The sequence below is a fragment of the Aquimarina penaris genome, from assembly GCF_040786285.1.
GTDB lineage: Bacteria > Bacteroidota > Bacteroidia > Flavobacteriales > Flavobacteriaceae > Aquimarina.
On the sequence record NZ_JBFMKQ010000003.1, the window covers coordinates 617,437 to 641,618 of the forward strand.

A 24,182-nucleotide genomic window follows, 5' to 3' on the forward strand; every position below is an offset into this window, starting at 1 on the left:
AAAAAACAAAAAATAATGAAACGATTTAATCATATCAACATATATAAAACAATTTTTATTTGCTGCTTCGGGGTGTTATTTGCCAATTGCGAAGTCGAAGATGGTGACATAGGACCAGCAGGACAAGATGCTAGTAATGGCATTAATGGAACTGATGGAGTTAACGGAACAGACGGAACTGATGGATTAGGTTTTGAAGAGCTTACACAATTTGGAAGTATAACGCTTACCTTAGAAGGCACAAGACCAGATGATGTTGCTTTTACCGATAGCAATGTATTTCGATTCACACCTTTATCTCCAGAAATTTTACCACAATCAAATTCAGTTATTGTTGAGGAGTCTTCTCTACAGTTTGACTTTGGAAGATTTCTAAGTGTTCCCGGTGGCGAAGAATTCCAAAGCGTTGGTACAACGTTTAGTTTACAAGTCACCAATCCCGAATCAGACACCCCAGAGTTTAGCGAATTCCGTTTTACCATATTTCAATACCCTGTTATTTCAGAAGATCTAACCATACTTGATATAACAACATTTATAGGCAGTGATGCAGATATAGAGAATCTTAATATTACAGATTTCAATTTTAATAGCGAAACGAATGTACTTACATTTTCTTTTACACTAGATGTACCTGCCGATAGAAATACTACCGGTAACGAGCTATCCGTGTCCGGAGAAGTAGATGTGATTGTATTAAGAGAAATACAAGGAGCAGCAGAAGAATTATAATACATTAAAAACTATAAAATAAACGTAAAAATGAAACATATACATATTAAAACGATATATAAAATCTTTTTGATTGGCTTTCTTGGGGTATCTCTTGTCAATTGTGAAGGTGAAGATGGTGCAGCCGGACCTAATGGTTTAGATGGAGCTAATGGAATTGATGGTATTGATGGAACAGATGGTGCTAACGGGCAAGATGGTGTTGGTTTTGAAGAACTTACTCAATTTGGAAGTATCAATCTTACTCTTAATGGAACCAGAAAAGATAATAACGAAGCATTTACAGACACTAAAACTTTAGCGTTTACTGCTATTGATGCGAATTCGCTTATCAATTTCAATTCATTTACCATAAATGAAACAGGTGATATGACCTTTAATCTATTACGATTTCTAAATACTCCGGATGACGATTCTCAAGAATTTACGGCCGGAATTACACTTAATGTAATTAATCCGGGAACCGACGCTCAGGAATTCGAATTTGAATTTGAGCTCCACGAATATAATATGATTTTTGAAGATCTGGTGGTACTGCAATTAAATGGAACTTTTGATAATCAAGGCATAGAACCACCTGTATCTAATTTTAGCATTACCAATTTCAATTTTAATGATGATACAAATAATCTCACTTTCTCATTCTCCTTTGATGTCGATGGGGTTAATAACGATAGTGATAATGATTTATCAATAGCTGGAGAAGTAGATGTTATTGTATTAGAAAATATTCCTGGGGTTGGGATACTTTAAATAATATAAAAAGGGGTTTTTATCTTCCCAATACCCAAAATCCTGTTGGTTACGAATGAGGCCAGCAGGATTTTTTTGTTTTTAGTTTGTTAGAATAGAATTGGCTCTCTCCTATCTTACCCAACGCTTATTAAAACATCAATCTTTTTGTCGAAAACATCAGCTACCTTGTCGAAAGCATCAGCTGCATTGTGGAAATCATCAGCTGCATTGGAGAAATCTTCAGCTACGCTGTCGAAAACATCAGCTACATTGGAGAAATCCTCAGCTGCATTGTAGAAATCCTCAGCTACGCTGTCGAAATCCTCAGCTACGCTGTCGAAAGCATCAGCTGCATTGGAGAAATCTTTAGCTACCTTGTCGAAAGCATCAGCTGCATTGTCGAAATCATCAACTACGCTGTCGAAAACATCGGCTACTTTGGAGAAACTTTCAGGATAAGATCATTGTCCAATACAAAATAGTATCCTTGAGTGTTATAAATGGATATAACGCCATTTTTTTCAACTCTTTTTTTTCCTTTTTAACGCCATTTTTTCCCTCTCACACATATTAATTTGATTCTAAGGGCACTATTGACGGTAATTTGCTTCATAAATCTTAAAAACTCAAAAAAATGAAAAAGTCAATTTTCTTAGTATGCGCCTTAGTTGCTTCACTTTATAGTTGTAGTAGTGATGATAGTGATCCACAACCTACTCCTCCTGTAGATGTAGCCAATGCCGTACAATTAGCAACAGACGCAACATTTGGAAGCATTCTTACCGATGCTAACGGAATGTCTCTTTATTTCTTCTCCAGGGATACCAAAGGAGAATCTGCATGTGCAGGTGGATGTAAGGCTGCATGGCCTATATTTTATACAGCCGATTTAACACTTGATACAGGTTTATTAGCATCAGACTTTGGTGTGATTACCAGAGATGATGGTGAAAAACAAAATACATACAAAGGATGGCCCTTATATTATTTTGCTAATGATAATGCTGCCGGTGATACTAATGGCGATAAAGTTGGTAATAACTGGTATATCGCAAAACCAGACTATTCTTTAATGTATGCCGAAGCTCAACTGGTAGGTAAAGATGCCGAAGGAAACCCAGTAAACTTTAAAAGTGATTATACGCCGGGTGATGAACTTACATTTTATATCGTGAATGGAAATACAGGAAGAACACTGTATACCTTCCAGAATGATACTAAGGATACGAACAACTTTACGGCAGCAGATTTTTCAAATGATGCGGTATGGCCAGTATTTCATATCGATATTGATAAGCTTCCTAGTATTCTTGATGCAAGTGATTTTGGTACAATCGATGTTTTTGGTAGAAGTCAATTAACATTTAGAGGATGGCCATTGTATTACTTCGGACAAGATGTAGAACGAGGAGATAATTTTGGAATCAATTTTCCTGCACCGGGTGTTTGGCCAATTGCAAATACCGATACCGAAGCGGCTCTATAAAATTAATATTTGCAATTACAAAATACTGTTATTAAGCAAATTGAAGATTTTATTTAAATAATCAGTTTAATATAATTTCATATTTAAGTAGTTAGTTGATCATAAGGGGAAGGCGTGCTTGCTCCTTCCTCTTATACCTTAATCAAATACTCATGAAAACAATCTCAAAAATTAAACACATATACATACTTATAGTCATAAGTCTTGCATTTTTTTCGTGTGACAATAATGTTGAAGAAGAAATTCCATTACCAATCGGGAACGAAGAATGTAGTACCGACATTTCATTTACAGCTAATGTTAAACCCATTGTAGACACTAATTGCATTCGATGTCATGGAGGCAATCAAGCTCCAGATTTAAGAACTTTTGAAGGAATAAATGCTAATGCTGCTAGAGTAAGAACACAAGTGGTATCTAGAAGAATGCCATTGGGAGGATCTTTAACCAATGAAGAAATCGAACTAATTAGATGTTGGATAGATAATGGAGCATTAAATAATTAAAAATAATTCTATGATTAGAAAAAGAATCATACTCATCAACTCTGTACTCATTGTAGTTCTGGCGGTTGTCTTTATAGCGGTAACAATGTTTAACAAACCACACATCAATGTTTCAGAAAAAGCACCTAACCTTTCTATAGAGGCTACAAAAGTGTTGAATGATTTTCAGAATAATGAAACCGAGGCTAACGCTAAGTATCTAGAAAAAATAATTCAAGTAACGGGGGTCATTTCAGAACAGAGTTTAACAAATGAAAAAGGAATTATCACATTAAATAGTGATGATTCATTTGGAAGTGTAATGTGCCATTTAGACATCAAAGAAAATAAAAAGATGGGGGCTTTAAAAACCGGCCAAACGGTTATCATAAAAGGGATTTGCACCGGTTATCTAATGGATGTAATTCTGGTAAAATGTGTCATTCTTAATTAATTACCTCTATAAAGAATGAGTGTCTATGAATGTTACCATTTGACCTTTTAAAAACAAAACAAATTATCAATAAAGAAAACTTATAAAAATGAAACCACTTATAGTATTTTGCTGTCTATTGTTTGCTGTTGCATCAAACGGGCAAGAAAGATTCTTAACAAAACAAGGGTACACTTCCTTTTTTTCAACCTCTCCGGTCGAAGACATTAAAGCAGACAATAATCAGGTATTAAGTATTATTGATACCTCTACAGGAGCTCTTGCTATCTCAATATTGATGAAGTCATTCATGTTCGAAAAATCATTAATGCAAGAGCATTTTAATGAAAACTATGTAGAATCAGATAAATATCCTAAAGCAACTTTTAAAGGAAAAATCTTGAATTTTGATGCGCTTGGTTCTGATGAAAAAGTGGTTACTATACAAGGTAACCTAACTATTCATGGGGTTGCCAAAACCATAGAAATACAGGCAAAACTTATCAAAACCGATGAGCATATATCGTTAAAAGGAAGTTTTCCTGTAAAGGTGGCCGATTTTGATATTAAAATTCCGTCGGTTGTCATTAATAATATTGCAGAGGTCATAGAAGTAAGCTTTGCATTTGATCACAAACCTTATAAAAAGTAACATGAAAAATCTTTTAATAATAATCGCTTTATTTGGTATTTACACAGAAATACTAGCCCAGGATGATCTTTTTGATATCCTGGATAAGGAAACACCCCAAACCAAAAACTATGTGACTTCTACCTTTAAAGGTACCAGAATACTAAATGGGCATTCAATAGAAAATAGAAAAAAAGGCATCCTCGAATTTGTGATATCTCACCGTTTCGGAAGAGTAAATCTAGGTCCTGATGAATTGTATGGATTAGATCAATCAAATATTCGTTTTGCTTTTGAGTATGGTCTAACAGACAATCTTATGCTTGGTGTTGGTAGAAGTAGCTTTGAGAAAGCCTATGATGGCTTCATTAAATACAAACTCTTAAAGCAGCGTTCGGGTCCAAATTCATTCCCTTTTGCCGTTTCTCTCTTTGGAAGTATTGTTTATAGAAGTGTAGATGATTTCGAACCGGGTAATGAACCAAGTGAAAGTGATCGTCTCTTTTATACTTCGCAATTATTAATCGCGAAAAAGTTTAGTCCGGGATTTTCATTACAAATCACGCCAAGTTATATACACAGAAACTCTGTAAAAATTAATGATGACCCTCATGGTATTTTTGCAGTTGGAATTGGAGGAAGAGTAAAATTAACCAAAAGGATTTCGGTAAACGGGGAATATCATTATACGGTAAATCCTTTAGAGTCTATTGATGCTAAAAATTCTCTGGCCTTTGGTATTGATATCGAAACCGGAGGGCATGTATTTCAGATCATTTTATCTAATTCGATTACCATGATCGAAAAAAGTTTTATTACCGAGTCAACCGATGATTTTTTTGAAGGTGATGTACACTTAGGGTTTAATATTTCAAGAGCTTTTCAATTCGGAAAACATAAAAAGAAGAAGCTTAAAGAAGTGCAAGATTCTGATCAGTAGTTAGAAGAGGTTAAATAGGGCTTATCAATAAAAAAATGAAATTATGATGTTTAGACAGAATTATAAAGTAAAAGGAGAAGATGTGGATGACTTTATGATCATGCAGGATTTTGCGTATCATTCATATACTTTGTCCATATTCAACACCTTCTTATTTCAGAAAGGATATTCAAAACATAAGGTAGACACTTTAAAAATGGGGCTTCAGAAATGTAAGGAAGAATTAATCTATCAACAACATTTGATGTTTACACAGCATTTTTCTGTACATCTAGAATTTATTGACAGTATAAATACTAAACAAAAACTAAGCCTTAGGAGTCGTTTTTTTAATTCTGAAAATGAATTGTGTGTAACGGTAAATACCGAGTTTGATTATTTACACAATAACTACCAGGAACTTTTAGCACCTTCAAATACTTTGGGAGGGCATATATCTATGCAAAGATCTTTTGCCCCTTGACCTGATACGCAATAAGAAATTAGTACGAAGATGTTGGTGAAATACTTATTCGTATCCAAAAAAAGCCTTGATCACAATGATTGAGGCTTTTTAGTGTAAATCAGTTTGAAAGTGCCTAAGAAATTAATAATATTTTTTGTTCAGTTATATAAAAAGTTGATTTCAAAGTTATGGTAATTTGGCTGTCTTTCTAGCTATACTAAAATCATAAAACCTCCCAATTTTAAATTTTTTAGCTTTATAAAGACTATAGTATTTTACTTCTTCTTTTACGGCTGCTTTTTTATTATTGGTTGGAGGAGAAGCATGAATTACGGGAACTGCAACTTTTCGAATAATTGTCTTTTTGTTGTTATTGTTCTTTATTGTTTTCAGATGTAAATATGGTTTACCTGTAATAATTAATCTATGGTTACCAGTACTCAAAATATCCCCGCGCTTTGCGTTAAAGTAATGATCAACTTCCATACCTAATTCAGGGTATTTTGTTTTAAATAAATCTATCCAATTTCTATCTTGAAAGGTAGACATAAAAAGTTCAAACTTCTTATCTTGAATATGAACTCCATTTATAACTCCATAACCATCTCCAAAAAAAACAGAAATCGCTTCTAAAATTGCTGTACTACAATTAGTATATCCTTTTGCAATGCCCCTCCAATTTCCTCTCCATACTCCATCTTTTTTTACTCTTTTCGGACCTATTTTACCTATTGGTTCTCTTTTTAAATTTAATAATGGCTTGATAATATCATCACCTTCCCAACCCACGCCATTATATGGTGGTTTCCCTCCTTTACCTTTTGGATTTTTTATATATAAGTATTTCTTTTTTTTTATATATTTTAATTGTTGCATATACTCAATTAATGCTTCTCCTGTATTACCAGTACTATAATTACTTTTGTGGAAAATAATTGAAACAACTTTACGGAAGTCAAAAACAACTTTGTTATTTAGTTTATATTCAATCACATCCAAATCATCAATATGATGTTCCATTTGGCCATAATCCCATATTGCATCGTCTTGATTTGAAATTTTCTGAGTTTTTTTTGGAACTATCAAACCTCTTTCAACACCAGAAACCTTATATGACAATCCTTTTTTGTGATTCACCGACTTTTGCTTGTCTAATAATTCCTTATTGCGAAGACTACGATTTATTTTACTTGAAGAAACCATGATATTTTTGAATGCTTATTTTGTTAGTAGCTCTTTTAGGCTTTTGATAATGAATAATTTTACGGATTGATGTTATTATTCACCGGCACCCCATTTGAAAAAATTTCTATTCGTTTATCAATATCAGGATCCATCAAATTAGGCTCTTCTAAAAGTTTTTCTCTTCTTTCAGTTTCAAGTTTTTTCAATTTCAAATCTAACTTCTTATCCTTTACATCTAGTTTTCTATGTTTTTCTTTAAACGGTTCGAGAATGGATTTTTTTCCTGGTAATGCTTCTATATAAAGGCTTCCGGTAGGTACTACAATGGTTTCTGGTTCTGATGTATTATGACATTGCATTCTTTTTAAATAATCCTCTAATTGCTCTCTTTTTTTAATATCTCCATTAGAACTCTCTTTATTATTTTTATAAGCCTCACTTGTTTCGAACTCCAAATCCCTTACTGATTCACTATATCTATCCGGATCCTGAAGATTAAACGCTTGGTTTGAGGGTGATTCATATTCAAAACCAACAGCTTCGGTAATGAGGTTATTAAAATCAGGTAAAGATTGAGGTTCTTTATCCTCAAAAGATTTCAGTACGCCACTTAAATAACTTTGAGCCATATATGCCGTCATGTAAGATTGTATTTTAAGCGGAAAGATCATATAATTCCCTTTAAAACCAAGTAAGTTATCAAGATCAGCAACTTCGTGTAATTTTTTGTTTACGGGCAGCCCCGGTTCTGGTAATATAACTTCAACAGTGCTTCCCTCTTTAATTATATCAGATAAACTAGTTGGCCTTACCTGTCTTATATAAATATCTTTGTCATCTTCGGGATATTCAATAAAAGGAACTTCTTGAGGAAATAGGCGCATAAACCGTTGTTCGCTATACTCATAAGACCATATTTTTTGCATGTAATAGAGTATATTATCCTGGATATGTGTGATAAAATTTTCAACCTTATTAATTTTTCTTTTGGCTTCGGCATATGCCCTATTATAGTTGTCTGTAGCTCGATCCAATGTATTCCGGGCTTGTCCTAATTTACCTTCTTCTCTTACAATTCTTTCCTGTATTTTATTGAGTTTATCTAGTGCGGTTTCTTTTAAGTATTCCTGATCTTCAATTTCTTGAGCTTCTTTATCACCATAAAGAAGCTCAATTCCCAAATCTAATAATGTTTCTTCATGTTGTGACTTTAGAAGAGAAGTAATGGTATCAGAAGCAAGATCTGCAGCTGCCTGAGCTTTAGTGGTATCATCACCGAGATTTTCGAGTTTACTTTCAATTTTACTAACTAACTTCATTAATGCAACTAACTTTTTCTCCAATTCATTTTGAGTATGATTTATTTCGTCTTCTCCCAGCATTGCCCATTCTATTGGTTTAATAAAGTCTATATCCAGTACAACTCTTTTTAATATCCAATGATTTTTTTTGATCCATTCCCAAGTGATTTGCTGTTTTGCCGGAACCACATTAGGAATTAAGATTACAGATTCTATACTATGCAAATGTTCTTTTATTTCATAAGCACGTTCTAATTCATAAAAAAGATAAGTAACCGTGATTTCATCATTAGGATTTTTAATTGTTCCCTCATCAGTAAAATCAGTTTCATAACTCTCTTCTTCGTTGATCTCTATTTTATGTTCTTGTTTAAACTCTTCAGTGGCTTTTAAAGTAGCTCCGCGAATATTGTTTTTTGTATCTTTCGATTCATTCTCACTTGAATTTCTAAATGCAGCGTTTGCATTATTAGTCCCATCACCAACATTTGCATTAGCTTCAAAACTAGTTATATTAAAAGCACGGTCTATGATCTCTTCTTTTGCATCACGTTGAAATTGATCGTGCAAGCTTGAGAGACTAGAATTTGATTCAACTTCTTTTCGAGATTGCTTTTTTAGCTGTCTTACTTTTTTCTTGTATTTTCTGGTTTCACCTGCTGTTAATGGTATCGTTTTTACTAATTCACCTACTTGCCACTGTAACGGAGTCCATGTTTGGCGATAGGTAGTCATTAACCCATAATTGACGTGTCCGGGAGCATAGATAGGAAAAGAGTAACCTCTGCTTTCTAAGTAGTGTATGGTTTCATTATCATTTATTTCCTCCCCTGATCTTTGTATTAACTCTTTAGCTCTTTCAAGAATTTGATTTTTGTTGATTGTATAATCATTACGTTTTTGAGTTGTCCAATCATTATTTCCACTATGACCGAGAACATATATTCTTTCAACTTCACGAAGCAAACCACTACGTCCAGAATTTATCTCAATTTGCCTTACTTCTTCTTCCAGTTTTGTTATTTGATTTAATACCTTATCAGATAGTAAGAGTATAAAAATTTCATATATACGATAGAGATAGGCATTATTTAGCATTACTTTCCATGTGCTCCCTATTTGATGCGACCAAATCACATATTTTGCCCATTCGTTATCTGAAATCATAGGTAACATATTCATGATCTCTTCAGGAATATTGGGTATTTCATCAAAAAAAGTCGGACCGTCTTGACTTGATGCCTCACTCCAAATAGATTCCCATGCAATTTGCAAACTTTTGAAATCTTTAACTGAAGGATTATCTATTGGACTATTATAATTTAATAACCTCTGAAGTTGTTCATATCCTTTTACATCAGAATCAAAAGGCGATTTTTTTTTATCATTTATAGCTTTCTCTACAGGTTTGGCTTCTTTCTCACATTTTACTTGAGAATTTTTAGAAATGTATTTTGTATTAATTTGAAATGATTTACGAATATTCCCAAATGTTTTAGTAATGAGTTTTCCAGAGTTAATCTCAATTTTTTCAGCCAAAGCATCGGTTATATTAAGTTTTAACGTTCGTATTTTAAGGTTTTCTTCTTTTCCTACAGGCTCCTTTTCTTTTGATTTAGAAAATTCCGGCTTGTTTATTTTAGAATCCTCTCTTATTGTTTTTATTATGCTAATTAATGATTTTACATCTTCCTCATTAAATTTGTTTTCATCTTTACTTTTATTATCGCCATTCTTTAACTTGTAATCATCGATACTGCTCCTTAAGGTATTTTCTTTTATTGATTCTATTAGCTGATTTGAATATTTATCCTTTTCAGAATTTGATTCTCCTACTTCTTTAATAGTTCGATAACCAATTCTATCCTGGATTTTTTCCACTAATCTTTTGGCTAGTTTCGAAGTATCTTGACCTATTTTTTGATTTTTTTTTAGGAATGTAAATTCTTCCTTTGTTTCCTCTATGATCTGTCTAATTTGTTCAACTTCCTTTAATTGTTTAACTGTTTTTGAATGTGACGTGGAAAGTTGAGATATTCTTCGCTGAATACCTTGTTTTTGAGCAGACTTCACATCTAAGACAAGAGTGTTTGCTTTACCTTTTTTTAGTCGTTTATATTTCTTAAGAGCTTTACCTGTTAAGGCATATGAGCCTTTTAACATCTCTACTCTTTTAGGAAGGGTTATATAATTTGATTTATATGTTAGTGTATTTTCGATCCCATTGTTCTCTTTGCCAGGGATACTTTTGTCTGAAGGTTGGGAAGGTTTGTTATGCCCAAACATTTTTTGGAAAAAATTTAGTTTACTCTCCATGATGTTTTTATGTATTTACAGATAGGTATAAAGTAATTTGTATTAAAACAAATCAATTATAGCACTAGCTAATGAATAGTTAGTAGTGAAGAAATAAAGACTTTCACATATTTTATATAAATACCATTAAAGCCTCTAGAGATATCAAAAACTAAAAGTACTGTGTTGTTAAACAAAAGAAAAGGGACTTATTCCCCTTTTTTATAGAAGTGAATACCCCTTTTTTAGTATTTTCCTATATTTATCTTAAAATCAAACATTTAAGATAAAATTAAATCTTAACCATAGTTTTTTTGATACTTTCAAAAAATCAATCAATCATTTCTATTACAAATCAACGCAAAACACAAAATATCCTGGAAAACGGCAGCGGCAATAGTTATTGCCAATATGATTGGTACCGGTGTTTTTACCAGTCTTGGGTTTCAACTGGTGGATATAAAAAATACCTGGAGCATATTGCTCCTTTGGGTAATAGGTGCTGTTATCGCTATTAGTGGAGCCCTCACCTATGCCGAATTAGGCACAAAGCTACGACGTTCTGGAGGCGAGTATCACTTTTTGACGGTCACCTATAGTCCTCTATTAGGTTATCTCTCTGGATGGGTGTCATTAACCGTTGGTTTTGCTGCTCCTATTGCTCTTGCAGCAATGGCGGCAGGATCCTATACCGAACGTTATATTGGAATACATGCAAAAATAACCGCTATACTACTAATTGTAGTAGTTTCGGTTATACATATGTTCGATTTACGCAGAAGTAGCTTATTTCAAAACGCCACTACCTATTTCAAAGTTTTAATTATTCTTTTCTTTATAGCAGTAGGCTTTTTAGTGCCTTCTACAGCAACAGCATTTGATTGGAGTTCTGGTTGGAAAGAAGAGATCTTGTTGCCATCATTTGCGGTATCCTTAATATTTGTCACCTACTCTTATTCTGGTTGGAATGCCGCAGCATATATCGTTGAAGAAATAAAAGATGTACAACGAAATCTTCCTATCGCCTTGATTGGCGGATCCTTATTAGTTAGTCTACTCTATGTTTTGTTGCAAATTGTATTTTTAAGACAAGCAACGTTAGAACAGCTTTCGGGAAAAATAGAAATTGGTCAGATTGTAGCTGGGCAAGTCTTCGGGGATATAGGAGGGCAAATTATAAGTATTTTGATTGCCGTAATGCTGATTTCGAGTATTAGTGCTATGGTGTGGGTAGGTCCAAGAGTGACAAAAGTGATTGCAGATGATTATAAACTATGGCATTTTTTAAGAACGACGAATAAAAAAGGTATTCCTTTGATCGCTATACTATTGCAAGCTGTTATTGCTATAATTATGGTGTTTACAGGTTCATTTGATCAAATTCTGACCTATAGTGGTTTTATGCTTCAGTTTTTTGTTGCTGTAACTGTCGCAGGGCTCTTTTTTGTACGAAGAAAAAAAGATTATTCTGGATTTAAAAGTCCAATCTATCCGATACCTCAAATTGTATTTTTAGCCATCAGTATCTGGATATTAACGTATCTAATACTAGAGCAGCAAAGAGAATCATTAATAGGATTATCAATTCTGGCTATCGGAATAGTAACTTATATCGTGGATTATATTTGTTTCAGAAGAAAGAAGCGTAGGCCTAAATGACTTCGTTTTATTTAGATGTTCTCCAATCTCTTCAATTTCCTGTTCATTAATATAAACCATAGCGGTTGAAACAATGCTAATACCATCATTCCCGGGTAACCGGTTGGCATTTGTGGACTTTGAGGCACCGATTTTAATACTGCATATTTCTTGCTTCCATTGTAATGATGATCAGAATGTCTCGAAAGATTAAACAATAACAAACGCCCTATGGGATGATCAGAATTCCATGAATGATGATGTTTTACTCGTTCGTAAGTACCGGTCTCGGTTTTCTTTCGCATAAGACCATAATGCTCTATGTAATTAACGGTTTCTAGCAGCATAATCCCAAGTATGGCAGCACCTATAAAGGCAAGTAATACATAGGTCCCGAAGAAATATAAAATTAGAGATAGAAGCGCAATATTGGCAAAAGAATATACTACCATGCGATTTTGCAAAGAGAAAGGGGATTTACCTTGGTGGCTTAGTCGTTGGTTCTCTAATTTCCATGCTTTAAAATAGCTTCCAAAGTGAGATGTAATCCAAAAAGTAAATAATATCTGATTCCTTTTGGCTGTAGCCGCATCGTTAGGAGTAGCCACATCGCGATGATGCCCGCCATTATGATAAGGCAGAAAATGAGTATCTAATGATGTTAGCAGAAGGATTTCTCCGATTAATTGTTCTTTTCTACTATGTCTATGTCCTAGCTCATGACCTACATTAATTCCTAATACTCCGCACATTAGCCCCATAGCAGATACTCGTCCAAAAAACTCTACAGTACCAAAAGGTGTATCTTGTATTACAAAAAGAAAATAGACCAACATACCTAATTGTACCGGTAGTGATAGGTACATCACCCAATCATAAATGGGGTTGTTTTTTTCTGCAGTGGCGGTTTCCTTATCAAAATTAGAAGCATCTGGTTTTAAGAATAATTCTAATAGCGGTACAAAACCAAAGAATATAATAAAAGGAATAAAAGTCATGGCGCCATCGGTATTAAATGAAATATACACCGTGATCGGCAATGTATACACCAAAAGGTATTTTAATCTTTTCATTTTTTAAATTTTTATCGTTAGACAGTTATATTTTCGAAATACCTTTTGTCAGTATTCCGATAAGATTATCAAAGTTGGCTATCAGTCTTTCATATTGCCCTTTTAAAAATAATGGGGTTTCCAGACCTTTAAGGAATATGAGTAACATTTCGGCATACACTTCGATATCTCCGGGAAGCTCAAGTTCATCTTTGACTACCCCCCTATTTAAAATTTTTGTGATTTGTTCTTTTTCCCATTGATCCATCTCTAAAATCACATCATTCAAAAACTCATAAAATTCGTAGAACTCTGGACGTAGCGTTTCCTGATAATTTGTTGAGATATTCATAACCTCCATGCGCTTAATCATATACGCTCTTATAATATCCCTACTATCAGCATTATGATCTTCAAAAATTAGTATTAGCTCTTTTTTTAGAACAATAAGCTCAGACAATACAACTTCCCGAAACAGTAATTCTTTACTATTAAAGTGATAATACAAAGATCCTTTTGCTTTTCTGGCAGACTTCGCAATCTCATCCATAGATGTTTTATAGAATCCGTATTTGCTAAACGTTTTACTAGCTGTGGTAAGCAATCGTTGTTTTGTTGGAGTCATTGTATTTTTTGACTATTTTTGTTTATTAGTCAAATATATAAAATAATTAGCACTAAATCAAGGAGGTAACTTGATGATCGTTTTAATTAATTCTTTCCCCTTACAAAGGGTACAAATCGTACTGGTAGTCGTTCTTGAGTTTTTATTTTCCCATTCTTTTTTGTAACCAGTAGTAATTGCATGGCATTACGGGGTCCAGCAGGGATAATCATCCTCCCTCCTTCTGCCAATTGATCTAGCAATGGTTGTGGAATAGTATCAATCCCGGCAGTCACTATAATAGCATCAAAAGGAGCTTCTTCTTTCCAGCCATGATACCCATCTCCTATTCGCACCTCTATATTCTGATACCCTAGTGCGTCAAGCTGTTTTTTTGCGGTATTGCCCAAGAATTCAACAATCTCAATCGTATATACTTCTTTTACGATTTCGGCCAACACTGCTGCCTGGTAGCCAGAACCAGTTCCTATTTCTAATACTTTATCGTCTGATTTTAGTTTCAACTCTTGGGTCATAAAGGCCACAATATAGGGTTGCGAAATGGTTTGTCCCCTCCCAATAGATAAGGGTCTATCTTCATACGCATGCTTTTTTACGTTTTCGGGTACAAAAAGATGTCTGGGAACAGCAAGCATTGCATTCAAAGTGGTACGATCGACTATATCTCTAACTTGTAATTGATCCCGTACCATATTTTTTCTTTGTTTTGTATATGCATCTTGGCTATATCCAAAACCGATCGAAAGTAAGAAACTTAATATAGACACAAGTATGTACATTATTTAATGTATTGAAAATCAATAATGTAAAGATCTTAAAAAACAACCAGTATAACAATGATTTAGTAATCAAATAATAGGTTTACAATAGAGCAATACCATCCGTTTCATTACTATTTTCAGGTTGTTCTCCCTCATTGTTTATTGTATCCCTTATTACATCTGTTTTTTGTTCTATTTCATTTATTGATTTACCTTTTTCAATACCCTCTTCGTTTCTATGTTCATTGGTGGATAGTGGCTGAATTACTCTAGCAATTCTCTCGGTAAATCCAGCTATAAAGGCTATACATACATGATAATTAAAAGAAAATAAAATTACTTCTTCAGCTTCATTAAGTTTATGACCTAGCTCATCTTCTAATCCATTTTGTAACAACCCAGACTCAAGCATAAAATATGATAAATGAGCAAATGACAAACCTATAAATGGTCTAAACAATGCATTTAAAAAAAGTTGTAGTTTACTAATTTCTTTTTGCGCTTCATCGAATCTACGAAAACTTAAAAGCATACTAATTATACTACCTTGCATACCTACAACACCAATCCAAGCCAGTAGTTTTATTTCTTTAGGCTTTAAATATTTCGATTCTATTAGTAAAGATTCTGCTACTTCATACAGTATAAGGCATATTGGTATTGCAAGTATTAAGCTGCATATTATACCTAATAAAAACACGAGCCTCCTGTCTAGTTTTTCTATTGTATCTAGAAAATTTTTAACAATCCCATTAAATGAAATTATAGATTGTTTTACGGGCATTATATTTACCAAGTCTTTCTTTTCATTAATATCTTCAACCTTTTTGTTGTCTATATTTACTTTATCTTCTTTATTCTGTTCTACTTTTTTATCCTCAATGAGATATGCATATACGAATAAAATTAAACAGAAAATTCCGGTCATGTAGGCTTCAAAAATTGATATATCACCTTCCCAGGGATAACCCAATACTATCATAGGCACTTTGGCATTTAACACCAATAATTGAATTAAAGTAACTGTAAAAAAGAAGATTCCTGTAACCAATAGGGATAGTTTATGAAATTTATTGGTCATTATCGAAATAATATTAACGCTAATCATCAATAAGATTAAAACAATTACTTTCATGCTATCTGAAGAATCAAATGCCAACTCTCCAATACAGAATTCTTTATCTAATGCTATTCTTAAAACATGCGTGGTGATGGGGATTGAAAATATTGAGATCGAGATTAGATGTAATAACATCTTGATCTCACGAGAATACAGGGAAATTTTCATGATTTCTATTTTTTAATTGATTAAAATTCTATTCACAACCTATATTGTACTTGTTACATACAATATTCAACTTCATAAGCATCAATTAAATTAGAGGCAAAAAAATAATCAGCTATATTACACAAACTATAGGGTATGTTCAAGAGGCTTATCTCCCTTTTTAATGGGGTCTTTCCCTATACCTAAACAAACCGACCAAAGCTTGTAGGATATAATACCAGCCGCAAAACAATTTTGAGAAATATTATTATTACGAATATATTTGAAATAAAACCATGAAAGAATACCCAATAAAAGGTATTTAAAGGGACGTGAAATATTAGTCGTAGCTTAAATTATGATTTATTAATAATCCACCAACTCTCTTCTCAATTCATTTAAAGAGATATTACTATTGATTAACCGGGTTACAACTTCTTCACGAAATTCTTCAAGATCGTCGTAGTCATAGTATTTTGCCCATTTATGGGTTTCGAGAAGGTTTTTGATTTGTTTGATAAGCTTACGAGTTGCATCGGCAGAGCGTAAAACCGCCACCTGATCATAATTGGGGTTGTCTTTATGCATGTAGCTCACTTTTTTAGCATCAAAATCTACAGAAATGTAATAAGCATCAATATCGGGATCAAGATTTTCTCTAAAATCTACCCAATCTGCATAGCCCAGGCGTAAATCATCTATCTCTGCAGGGAAATCAGATACTAGCCGCCATTGGCATTTTGCAGCTCGCCCCCAGTGGTTGGATAATCGATATACTCCGTGTTTGGTATAGTAGTAGGTACTCCCCGACTCACTACGATAATTTGGTTTTCGTCTTGAGATTTCACGCAAAGATGCTCCTCTAAACACGCAATACGTTTTATTAAAAAAGTTATAACGCGTATACACTTTACTCTGTTCTTTTTCCTGATGTTCCAATGATGATCTATTTTTTCCCGCTGGCAAAGAAATCACAAATTACTCAAAAAGTAAAAACAAGTTTTAAACATTCTTTAACAGGATACTTGGGTTTTTCAAATTTAAGGATATAACTCCTTAATAATGGGGTTTTTAACGGTATTCATTAAGCTAATTAACTCTTTTGTAGTTCTTGGATGAGCACTATATTTGAATCAAAATTATCACTTCTTAAAGCCATAAAAGCGATAGTTAGTTAAAGATAGTGTTTGAATTAGCCAAATTCTAAAAAAAACACCTTGTATCTACAAGGTGTTTTTTTACCATAGAACATTAATCGAAGTCAAAAAATATTACAATCCAGATAACTTCTTTTACTTTAGAGTAAGCATTTCTTTAGTATATTTAACTGAAGGTGTAATGCCTTAATTTACATCATTTTAGTGATTGGATTTATAGTAGATTATAAAAGTCTTTAGTAACTTTATATAATCATTGCAGATCATTAAAATAATGGGATATGAAAAATATACTAGTTGCGATCGATTTTGATGAAAACGAACAATTATTAATTGATAAAGCTTTTCAACTAGCCGAGGCATTTAATTCAAAAATATGGCTTGTACATATAGCCGCTCCAGACCCTTATTTTGTGGGTTACGATGTGGGACCTCAATACATTAGAGATAGCCGAGCATCAGAACTTAGAAAAGAACACAGACTACTTCAGGAATACACAGCTAAGCTTAGGGAAAAAGAAGTTAGCGCTGAAGGTTTACTCATACAAGGATCTACAATTGAAATGGTAATAGAAGAGTCTAAAAAACTAAATATTGATTTAATTATTGTTGGCCATCATGAGTATACTTTTATTTACAAAGCCTTTGTAGGAAGTGTATCTGAAAACATTATTAAAAAATCAAAAATACCAGTATTAATTATTCCTTTAGAATAAAAATTATAATTAAAATAAATGGACAACTCAATTTAAAGCACAAAAAGAGGAGTCTACTACTCTTTCTTTTCTTTTAAATGAAAACGATACGTAGCCCCAACCCTTACAAAGAGATTTCCGGTCATCTCGGGATTAAGTAGATTACGACCATCTCCAAACTCAAACGCCGAAACACGTATTGGCAAAGTATCTCCTTCATTAAATACTTCATATGAAGCTGTAGAATATCCTGCCTGTATACGTAATAAAATACTTTGATCCATAAAACCATGTTGAAAATAAGGTCCAAATTCTATGTTAGACATTTGGGTATATAGTTCTGCGGTATTCGGTTCGCGTTCTAAACTAAAAGATCGTACAAAGGCCTGAAATCCCAATCCAACGGCAATGGCATCATTAAAACGATGATTAACATCTGCATTTATAGGTAAACTGGCTGAAACTTCCCACTTTCTATCTTCGCTTACATAGTATAACCCAAGAATAGGGGTTACAAACGTACCGAATCCTTCGCTAGAAGCATACGCTCCAAAGCGATATTGCATACGGTCACTCTTTTGATATTTTAATAAAGCGACCCCTCCAAAAAATAAGTGATCCCCATCGGTATGTAAATCCTGACTGGCAATTTTTGGTAAGAACAAATACGTACCAGACCATTTTGATCCATGCTTAATATTTAGCCCTGCTTTAAGTGTGATATTACTAAGATTAATTGTATTACCATTAGGTACAAGATCTAAAGAATGTTGTATAAAGTCAACCCCAGTGATAATAGCAGTGTTCTCATTAAGTTTTATAGGATACGTAACTGCAACATCAAATATTGCAACGTTCGTTTGAGAATCACTACCCTCAAATCCAGCATCTCGGATAGAACCATAATTTATTTTAACAAGATCAATGTAATCCTGAGCATGTATAGTTTGTGTGATTACGATTAAAAGGAAAAAAACAATTCTATTAATCATTGCGATATACTATTTATAGAGGTTATTTATATAAAAAGGAACAAGTATACGAATATTATTCTTTATAGGCATAGATCGATATTTCTGTAGGTAATACTTATCTAAACTAGTGGGGAAATAACCCCTTCATAAATGGGGTTAAAAATAAATAAACAGGGAGAAATAACTCTTATTTCACTTTGATAAAGCCAATACATTTGTCACCAAAGTTGTACGAATATTTTCTAGCCGGCAGATGAAGGAGTAACAACTAACTAATTGAATTATTAATTATAAAATTAAAACCGATGAAAAAAATTCATAATCTTAAAACCATAGTAGCATTATGTATTGGGGTATTATTTATTGTGTCCTGTGAGAAATCAGATCTAGCAACAGAGACTAACCAATTTGAAGTAAAGAAAGGTAGTGTAGAACAACAAGATGAAGGATTTAAAAGCACTACGGGCAACGACGGAGAAGTATTAAAAAACTTTAAAGAAACGGTTAGTCCGGTACTCAAGGTACATTTTGATGACGATGTACCGATGAAGGAAGCAATGTTAAAATTTGATGTTGCCGTTAAGGAATACATGAGTAAACAATCTAATCAATTAAACAAAGATTTTAGTACAGAGTGGTATTATCGAGTTTGGGTAAAAACCGGTACGCAAACCTACAATGAAACCGATGGCCCAGTAGGGACTTACATTAGGTTTACCACAAGTGCTGGTGGATATACTCCGGCATTTAACTGGATGAATGGTGCTGGTAATAGCCTTGATGGTGGATATGATGGTTATTTATTTAGAGGAGCTATTCCGGGAGCAGCGATAGAATGGGTTGAAGTTGATTACGGTCAATTATACCTAAAAGGTACAAATGGATGGTTTGTTAAAGAATATATTTGCCAACTATGGGAAAGTGACCAAACCATACCAGCAACTGGATTCTCACAATTCTGGTCATATCCTAATGTATGGTTAGACAATGATACGGCAGATGGTTGGGATTCTTACTATACCGGTAATATAGGAACAGGAAGAATAAATTTTTAGTGTCAATTTATTTTAAACTGAATTGTCTAAGCGGGCTGTTACATGATGTAGCAGCCCGTTTTTAGATGTATTGTTTAAGCTCTTATTTAAACTAGATCAACTCTCCAGCTTTTTTTACTTTCTTACCGGCTAAATTCCCAAGCCCATCATAACTGGCATATTTATATAAATCATGTAAAGTTGGATAATTAAAAACTGTAGCAATCAAGTGGTCCAGAGTCTTTTTCTCCTGTACAAGTTGCATTCCGTAGTGAATTAACTCGGTGGCAGAGTATCCCATGATGTGAACGCCCATAATCACTTTGGTGTTTTTATCAAAAATTAGCTTTAAATATCCACTATCGGTATCTCCCATAATCATTCCCCTTGCAGTATCGCGATAATAACTGTATCCTACACTATAATCAATCTTTCTTGCTTTAGCCTGCTCTTCGGTAATACCAACCATGGATACTTCGGGTACCGTATAAATACCATAAGGAAAAATATCAGCCAGAGATTCGAGATCCGCAGTATTAAACATATGGGTTACTGCAATACGTCCTTGCTCCATACTTGTGCTGGCTAAGGCCGGAAATCCTATTACATCTCCCACAGCATAGATATTAGAAATATTCGTTTGAAATTTATCATTGACCAAAACTGTTTCACGTTTTCCTGTCTTAAGGCCTATACCCTCACAATTAAGGCCTTTAATATGACCACTACGTCCAGCAGCAAACAAAAACATATCTACATTTAATATTTGTCCGGATTTTAAGGTAATTTTTAAAGGTTTCTCTTCATTTTCGGGAATTTCAAAAGTGGTAACCGAGTTGTTAAACAATATTTTTATTTCGTTTTTTTTCATTTGCTTCACTAAAGCTTCCGATACCTCTGAGTCTAGAAACCCCAAAATTTTATCATGATCATTGACCACAAAGGTCTTAACGCCCATGGCTCCAAAAATAGTAGCATATTCACAACCAATCACTCCAGCGCCTAGTACACAAATTGATTTAGGAAATTTTTTTATACTTAGAATAGTATCCGAATCTAGTATTCGTTTATTGTCAAACGGTATACTTTCTGGATGATATGGATAAGATCCAGTGGCGATAAGAACATATTTACCTTCTATAATTTGTTCTAGCTCTCCTGATATCTTTATATGATTTGGATCTATAAAACTGGCAAAGCCCTCATACAATTCTATCCCGTGTTTTTCGAGATTGTATTTTACTATTTTATTCATATGATTGGTCACCACATTTTTTCGATATAAGAAGTCATGTACACCGGTTTCTCTACCAATCTCTTTATCGACCCCAAATACGCCTTTTTGATATACTCCAGATAAGTACAATGCAGTTTCCTTTAGGGTTTTAGAAGGTAGTGTTCCCGTTTGTACTCCTGCTCCTCCATAGGTGCGCTCTTTTTCTACAAGTGCTACTTTATAACCAAAATATGCTGCTTTTGCAGCTGCTTTTTCGCCAGCAGGTCCTGAGCCTATAACAATGAGGTCGTATTTTTTCACAGTGTATAGTTTTAATTATTTACTAATCATTTGTGTTATTTCATCCCAAGAAGATGCTTTTCTTTCTATATAATTGTGACATCGATCTAAAAAGATCTTTACAGCCCTATCTTCGGGGTATTTTGAACTTAATTTAGAAAATATTTTAACCGCTTCTGCAATATTTTCAGTTCTAATATACTCTACAGCTTTATTGTAAATATCCAGATAGTCTAACTTAATTTTTTCTCGTGATGACAAGAATTCATATACAGAAAGTGTTTTAGTTTTTCCTTTCACCTGTACTCTATCCAGAAACCTATAGTGAAAAGAATCCTTATCCTTTAATTTAGAAAGTGTAGCTTCGGTACAAATGGTACTGGCTTTGTAGTATTTAGTTAGGCCTTCTACACGAGAAGAAGTGTTTACTGCATCGGATATCACCGTAGTTTCTAGTCGGTGTTCATGGCCTATGGTACCCAAGATCAGATTTCCGGTATGAATACCTGTACCGATATCTATAGGTCGTCTTTTCTTTTCTTTGAGTTTCTGATTAAATGTATCGAGGAAATCTTCAAACTCAAAAACAGTACGTATCGCAGCATCCGGATCTTCAGGAAATAGAGCCATCACCGAGTCTCCTATAAATTTATCGATAAATCCGCCGTTACGTCTAATAATCGGAACAATACCACTGAGGTATTCATTAAGGAAGTCAAAATTTTCCTGAGGACTTAGGGACTCAGATATTTTAGTAAACTCACGTATATCAGAAAAAATCACTGTCATTTCTCGTTCTACCTGGTCTCCCAGCTCTACTTGCTCTATACTTTCTCTTCCCAGATTTTGCAGAAACTCTATAGGCACGAATCGGCTGTTTGCTTCACTAAGGCGTAATAATCGTTTATTGGCATTGGCTAATTCTGCAGTACGTTCATCAACTTTTTGTTTAAAAAACTTAAGTCGTGAGATGACTTCGTCTTTCAGAAAGGAAAAATTTCGTGTAAGACTTCCTATTTCATCATGTGTACGCACAACAGGATGCTCGCTTTCTAATGTAAAATTACTGTCCACAAAACGCGTAATATGCATCGTTAACTCTGTTAGTGGTTTGGTAATCTTCCTGGAGATCATTGCACTAATCCAAATACTTACAATTAATAATACAAAGGCAATTATTCCAAAATAAATAGTAAGCTGTCTAAATTCTGCTTTAGCCCATTCTTTGGCCTGAAGCACAGCAGTACTAAAACCAGCCTCGCAAATCGTGATTCGGCGATCCAAGGCTTCTTTTAACCCTATATTGTCCTTGAGGCCTATACGTTGATCCAGCTCCACTAATTGCATGAATTTGTTCTCATATCCTTTGAGATAGTATAGAATACTTTTCTTCCTTTTTTTAGTAATACGTGTATTGGTTTGGATACGATCTCTAACAACTTTTACTTGATTTTTGAACTGGGTTACATAACTCTTTTCGTTTCTAATAATATAATCTTTCTCTAGCTTTCTAAGCCTTAAAATATCTTCGGTAGGGATTTCGGAAATCTTTTCGAGCCAATGAGCGTCTTTGCGCATACTCCCTTCTAGGTTATAATTTTTATATCCACGTGCTTGAATGTTCTCAATCAACTCAAGAAAAACAGCATCGATCTCTGTAATATCTAATTTCAGAGATTCTATACCATCGTATAAAATAGATTCTTTACTAAAATTTACATGCATGAGGTGAAATCGAGTACTATCTAATAATTTGAGGTAATTATTTAGATAATCGTTATCACCGGTACGGAAGAATTTCTGATCTTTAGTAGCATAACTAAAAAAATCCTGTTGCGCTTTTACAGTTTTTAACAAGATCACATAGGATTGTTCTATCGCATCTGTACGTTGCAAAATGTGTTCACGCTTATCGAGATAAGCAAAAGAAAGCATGATAATCACAAAGCTAAAGCTAATGAATACCAGAAACCAAAACAACAATCGATGACGAAACGTGCGAAACATCTGATAGTTTTAAAATTGGATATATATTGACTGTACCTATGTACGAGTTTTCACCTCAAAAATGGTGTAGTTCTTTAGTAATTTGGGTCAAATGTGTTTTATACTACAATATACTTAAGTTTCCTCTTTATTTTTGTGTTTTAGACTACTTTATTCTAAAACTTTGCGTTAACAATTAGGTTATAACCCATTGAATTGATATCTTTTAGGTATGAATTTTGTTTGGATTCTTTTGGCACATTGGGTTGGGGACTATGGATTGCAAACCTCTAAAATGGCAATGGGCAAAAGTCACCACTTTAAATGGCTCTTCTTACATGTGCTTACTTATACCGGTGTATTACTTGTCTGTAGCCTTATTTTATTCCCTTTAAAAGTAGCTATTGGTTTTTTATTGATCAATTGTGTATTGCACGGCCTTACTGATTTTTTTACAAGTAAGTTGACTTCAAAATATCGAAAAAACCCTCGTATTTTCTTCCCTATTCTTGGATTTGATCAATTAATACATGCCATAACTCTATATATTACGTATTTACATAGAGAATCATTGATATTTTTCTAACATAGCTTCTTATTCATAATCAATGTGCCTTTAAAAAGGGTCATTTCTTTGCCAGCTTATACATTAATTCTATCTTTAACTTAGATTACCCTTATAGACTCAAGATTTGAATATATTAACTGTTGATTTCAATTCTTTGGTAATACATAATGCGTATTACTTGTCTTAAAAAGAGCCTGTAGAAAATTTTGAATCCTTAAAAAGTAAAAATAGAATTGAAATT

22 protein-coding genes are annotated in these 24,182 nt (G+C 33.6%); 12 read left to right on the forward strand and 10 right to left on the reverse strand.

Translation table 11 applies throughout. From position 1 onward, the window contains the following. Window positions 1-15: 15 nt before the first annotated feature. The 8 genes from ABW637_RS16520 to ABW637_RS16555 all read left to right on the forward strand — a co-directional run bounded on the left by ABW637_RS16520 (window position 16) and on the right by ABW637_RS16555 (window position 5,905). Window positions 16-732, forward strand: coding sequence for a hypothetical protein (locus ABW637_RS16520; RefSeq protein ID WP_367585829.1), 717 nt, complete (start codon window positions 16-18; stop codon window positions 730-732). 30 nt (window positions 733-762) lie between these two features. Continuing rightward, entirely contained in the window at window positions 763-1,485 is a 723-nt protein-coding gene (locus tag ABW637_RS16525) for a hypothetical protein (RefSeq protein ID WP_367585830.1), read from the forward strand. 616 nt (window positions 1,486-2,101) lie between these two features. Beyond that, window positions 2,102-2,953 (forward strand): hypothetical protein, encoded by an 852-nt coding sequence (locus ABW637_RS16530; protein WP_367585831.1) that lies wholly within the window; start codon window positions 2,102-2,104, stop codon window positions 2,951-2,953. Window positions 2,954-3,105: 152 nt separating this feature from the next. Further along, window positions 3,106-3,459, forward strand: coding sequence for a c-type cytochrome (locus tag ABW637_RS16535; protein WP_367585832.1), 354 nt, complete (start codon window positions 3,106-3,108; stop codon window positions 3,457-3,459). Window positions 3,460-3,469: 10 nt separating this feature from the next. Then, window positions 3,470-3,892: an OB-fold protein gene (locus tag ABW637_RS16540; protein WP_367585833.1), complete on the forward strand. Its 423-nt coding sequence runs from the start codon at window positions 3,470-3,472 to the stop codon at window positions 3,890-3,892. Window positions 3,893-3,980: 88 nt separating this feature from the next. Beyond that, window positions 3,981-4,523 carry a YceI family protein gene (locus ABW637_RS16545; protein ID WP_367585834.1) on the forward strand — a complete coding sequence of 181 codons (543 nt, stop codon included), beginning with the start codon at window positions 3,981-3,983 and terminating at the stop codon, window positions 4,521-4,523. A 1-nt stretch (window position 4,524) separates the two neighbouring features. Continuing rightward, window positions 4,525-5,442 (forward strand): DUF5777 family beta-barrel protein, encoded by a 918-nt coding sequence (locus tag ABW637_RS16550; protein ID WP_367585835.1) that lies wholly within the window; start codon window positions 4,525-4,527, stop codon window positions 5,440-5,442. A 43-nt stretch (window positions 5,443-5,485) separates the two neighbouring features. Beyond that, window positions 5,486-5,905 (forward strand): hypothetical protein, encoded by a 420-nt coding sequence (locus ABW637_RS16555; protein ID WP_367585836.1) that lies wholly within the window; start codon window positions 5,486-5,488, stop codon window positions 5,903-5,905. Between the two features lie 168 nt (window positions 5,906-6,073). On the opposite strand, the gene ABW637_RS16560 is transcribed toward ABW637_RS16555, so the two are convergent. Together ABW637_RS16560 and ABW637_RS16565 are read right to left on the reverse strand one after the other, a co-directional pair. Beyond that, window positions 6,074-7,006, reverse strand: coding sequence for a hypothetical protein (locus tag ABW637_RS16560; RefSeq protein WP_367585837.1), 933 nt, complete (start codon window positions 7,004-7,006; stop codon window positions 6,074-6,076). A 143-nt stretch (window positions 7,007-7,149) separates the two neighbouring features. Further along, entirely contained in the window at window positions 7,150-10,689 is a 3,540-nt protein-coding gene (locus tag ABW637_RS16565) for a coiled-coil domain-containing protein (RefSeq protein ID WP_367585838.1), read from the reverse strand. A gap of 351 nt (window positions 10,690-11,040) precedes the next feature. Between ABW637_RS16565 and ABW637_RS16570 the strand changes: the two genes are divergently transcribed. Next, complete coding sequence (locus ABW637_RS16570) at window positions 11,041-12,327, forward strand: APC family permease (protein ID WP_367585904.1); 1,287 nt, start codon at window positions 11,041-11,043, stop codon at window positions 12,325-12,327. Window positions 12,328-12,338: 11 nt separating this feature from the next. Here ABW637_RS16570 and ABW637_RS16575 read toward each other — a convergent pair whose 3' ends face one another. From ABW637_RS16575 to ABW637_RS16595, 5 genes are all read right to left on the reverse strand, one after another. Then, a complete protein-coding gene (locus ABW637_RS16575) occupies window positions 12,339-13,379 on the reverse strand; it encodes an alkane 1-monooxygenase (protein WP_367585839.1) in 1,041 nt (346 codons plus the stop codon). Window positions 13,380-13,404: 25 nt separating this feature from the next. Continuing rightward, window positions 13,405-13,983 (reverse strand): TetR/AcrR family transcriptional regulator, encoded by a 579-nt coding sequence (locus tag ABW637_RS16580; RefSeq protein WP_367585840.1) that lies wholly within the window; start codon window positions 13,981-13,983, stop codon window positions 13,405-13,407. Window positions 13,984-14,069: 86 nt separating this feature from the next. After that, window positions 14,070-14,762, reverse strand: coding sequence for a protein-L-isoaspartate(D-aspartate) O-methyltransferase (locus tag ABW637_RS16585; protein WP_367585841.1), 693 nt, complete (start codon window positions 14,760-14,762; stop codon window positions 14,070-14,072). Between the two features lie 82 nt (window positions 14,763-14,844). After that, on the reverse strand, window positions 14,845-16,032 hold the full coding sequence (locus ABW637_RS16590) for a hypothetical protein (RefSeq protein WP_367585842.1): 1,188 nt from the start codon (window positions 16,030-16,032) through the stop codon (window positions 14,845-14,847). A 345-nt stretch (window positions 16,033-16,377) separates the two neighbouring features. After that, window positions 16,378-16,950 (reverse strand): hypothetical protein, encoded by a 573-nt coding sequence (locus ABW637_RS16595; RefSeq protein WP_367585843.1) that lies wholly within the window; start codon window positions 16,948-16,950, stop codon window positions 16,378-16,380. A gap of 499 nt (window positions 16,951-17,449) precedes the next feature. On the opposite strand from ABW637_RS16595, the gene ABW637_RS16600 reads away from it, so the two are divergent. Continuing rightward, on the forward strand, window positions 17,450-17,884 hold the full coding sequence (locus ABW637_RS16600) for a universal stress protein (protein WP_367585844.1): 435 nt from the start codon (window positions 17,450-17,452) through the stop codon (window positions 17,882-17,884). Window positions 17,885-17,940: 56 nt separating this feature from the next. Here ABW637_RS16600 and ABW637_RS16605 read toward each other — a convergent pair whose 3' ends face one another. Further along, complete coding sequence (locus ABW637_RS16605) at window positions 17,941-18,855, reverse strand: DUF6268 family outer membrane beta-barrel protein (protein WP_367585845.1); 915 nt, start codon at window positions 18,853-18,855, stop codon at window positions 17,941-17,943. Between the two features lie 287 nt (window positions 18,856-19,142). Between ABW637_RS16605 and ABW637_RS16610 the strand changes: the two genes are divergently transcribed. Further along, entirely contained in the window at window positions 19,143-19,892 is a 750-nt protein-coding gene (locus ABW637_RS16610) for a hypothetical protein (RefSeq protein WP_367585846.1), read from the forward strand. Between the two features lie 91 nt (window positions 19,893-19,983). On the opposite strand, the gene sthA is transcribed toward ABW637_RS16610, so the two are convergent. Further along, the gene (sthA, locus tag ABW637_RS16615; protein WP_367585847.1) at window positions 19,984-21,408 is read right to left on the reverse strand and encodes a Si-specific NAD(P)(+) transhydrogenase; all 1,425 of its coding nucleotides are present in this window, start codon (window positions 21,406-21,408) and stop codon (window positions 19,984-19,986) included. Window positions 21,409-21,423: 15 nt separating this feature from the next. Continuing rightward, a complete protein-coding gene (locus tag ABW637_RS16620) occupies window positions 21,424-23,394 on the reverse strand; it encodes an adenylate/guanylate cyclase domain-containing protein (RefSeq protein ID WP_367585848.1) in 1,971 nt (656 codons plus the stop codon). Window positions 23,395-23,605: 211 nt separating this feature from the next. On the opposite strand from ABW637_RS16620, the gene ABW637_RS16625 reads away from it, so the two are divergent. Continuing rightward, window positions 23,606-23,959 (forward strand): DUF3307 domain-containing protein, encoded by a 354-nt coding sequence (locus tag ABW637_RS16625; RefSeq protein ID WP_367585849.1) that lies wholly within the window; start codon window positions 23,606-23,608, stop codon window positions 23,957-23,959. Window positions 23,960-24,182 lie beyond the last annotated feature (223 nt).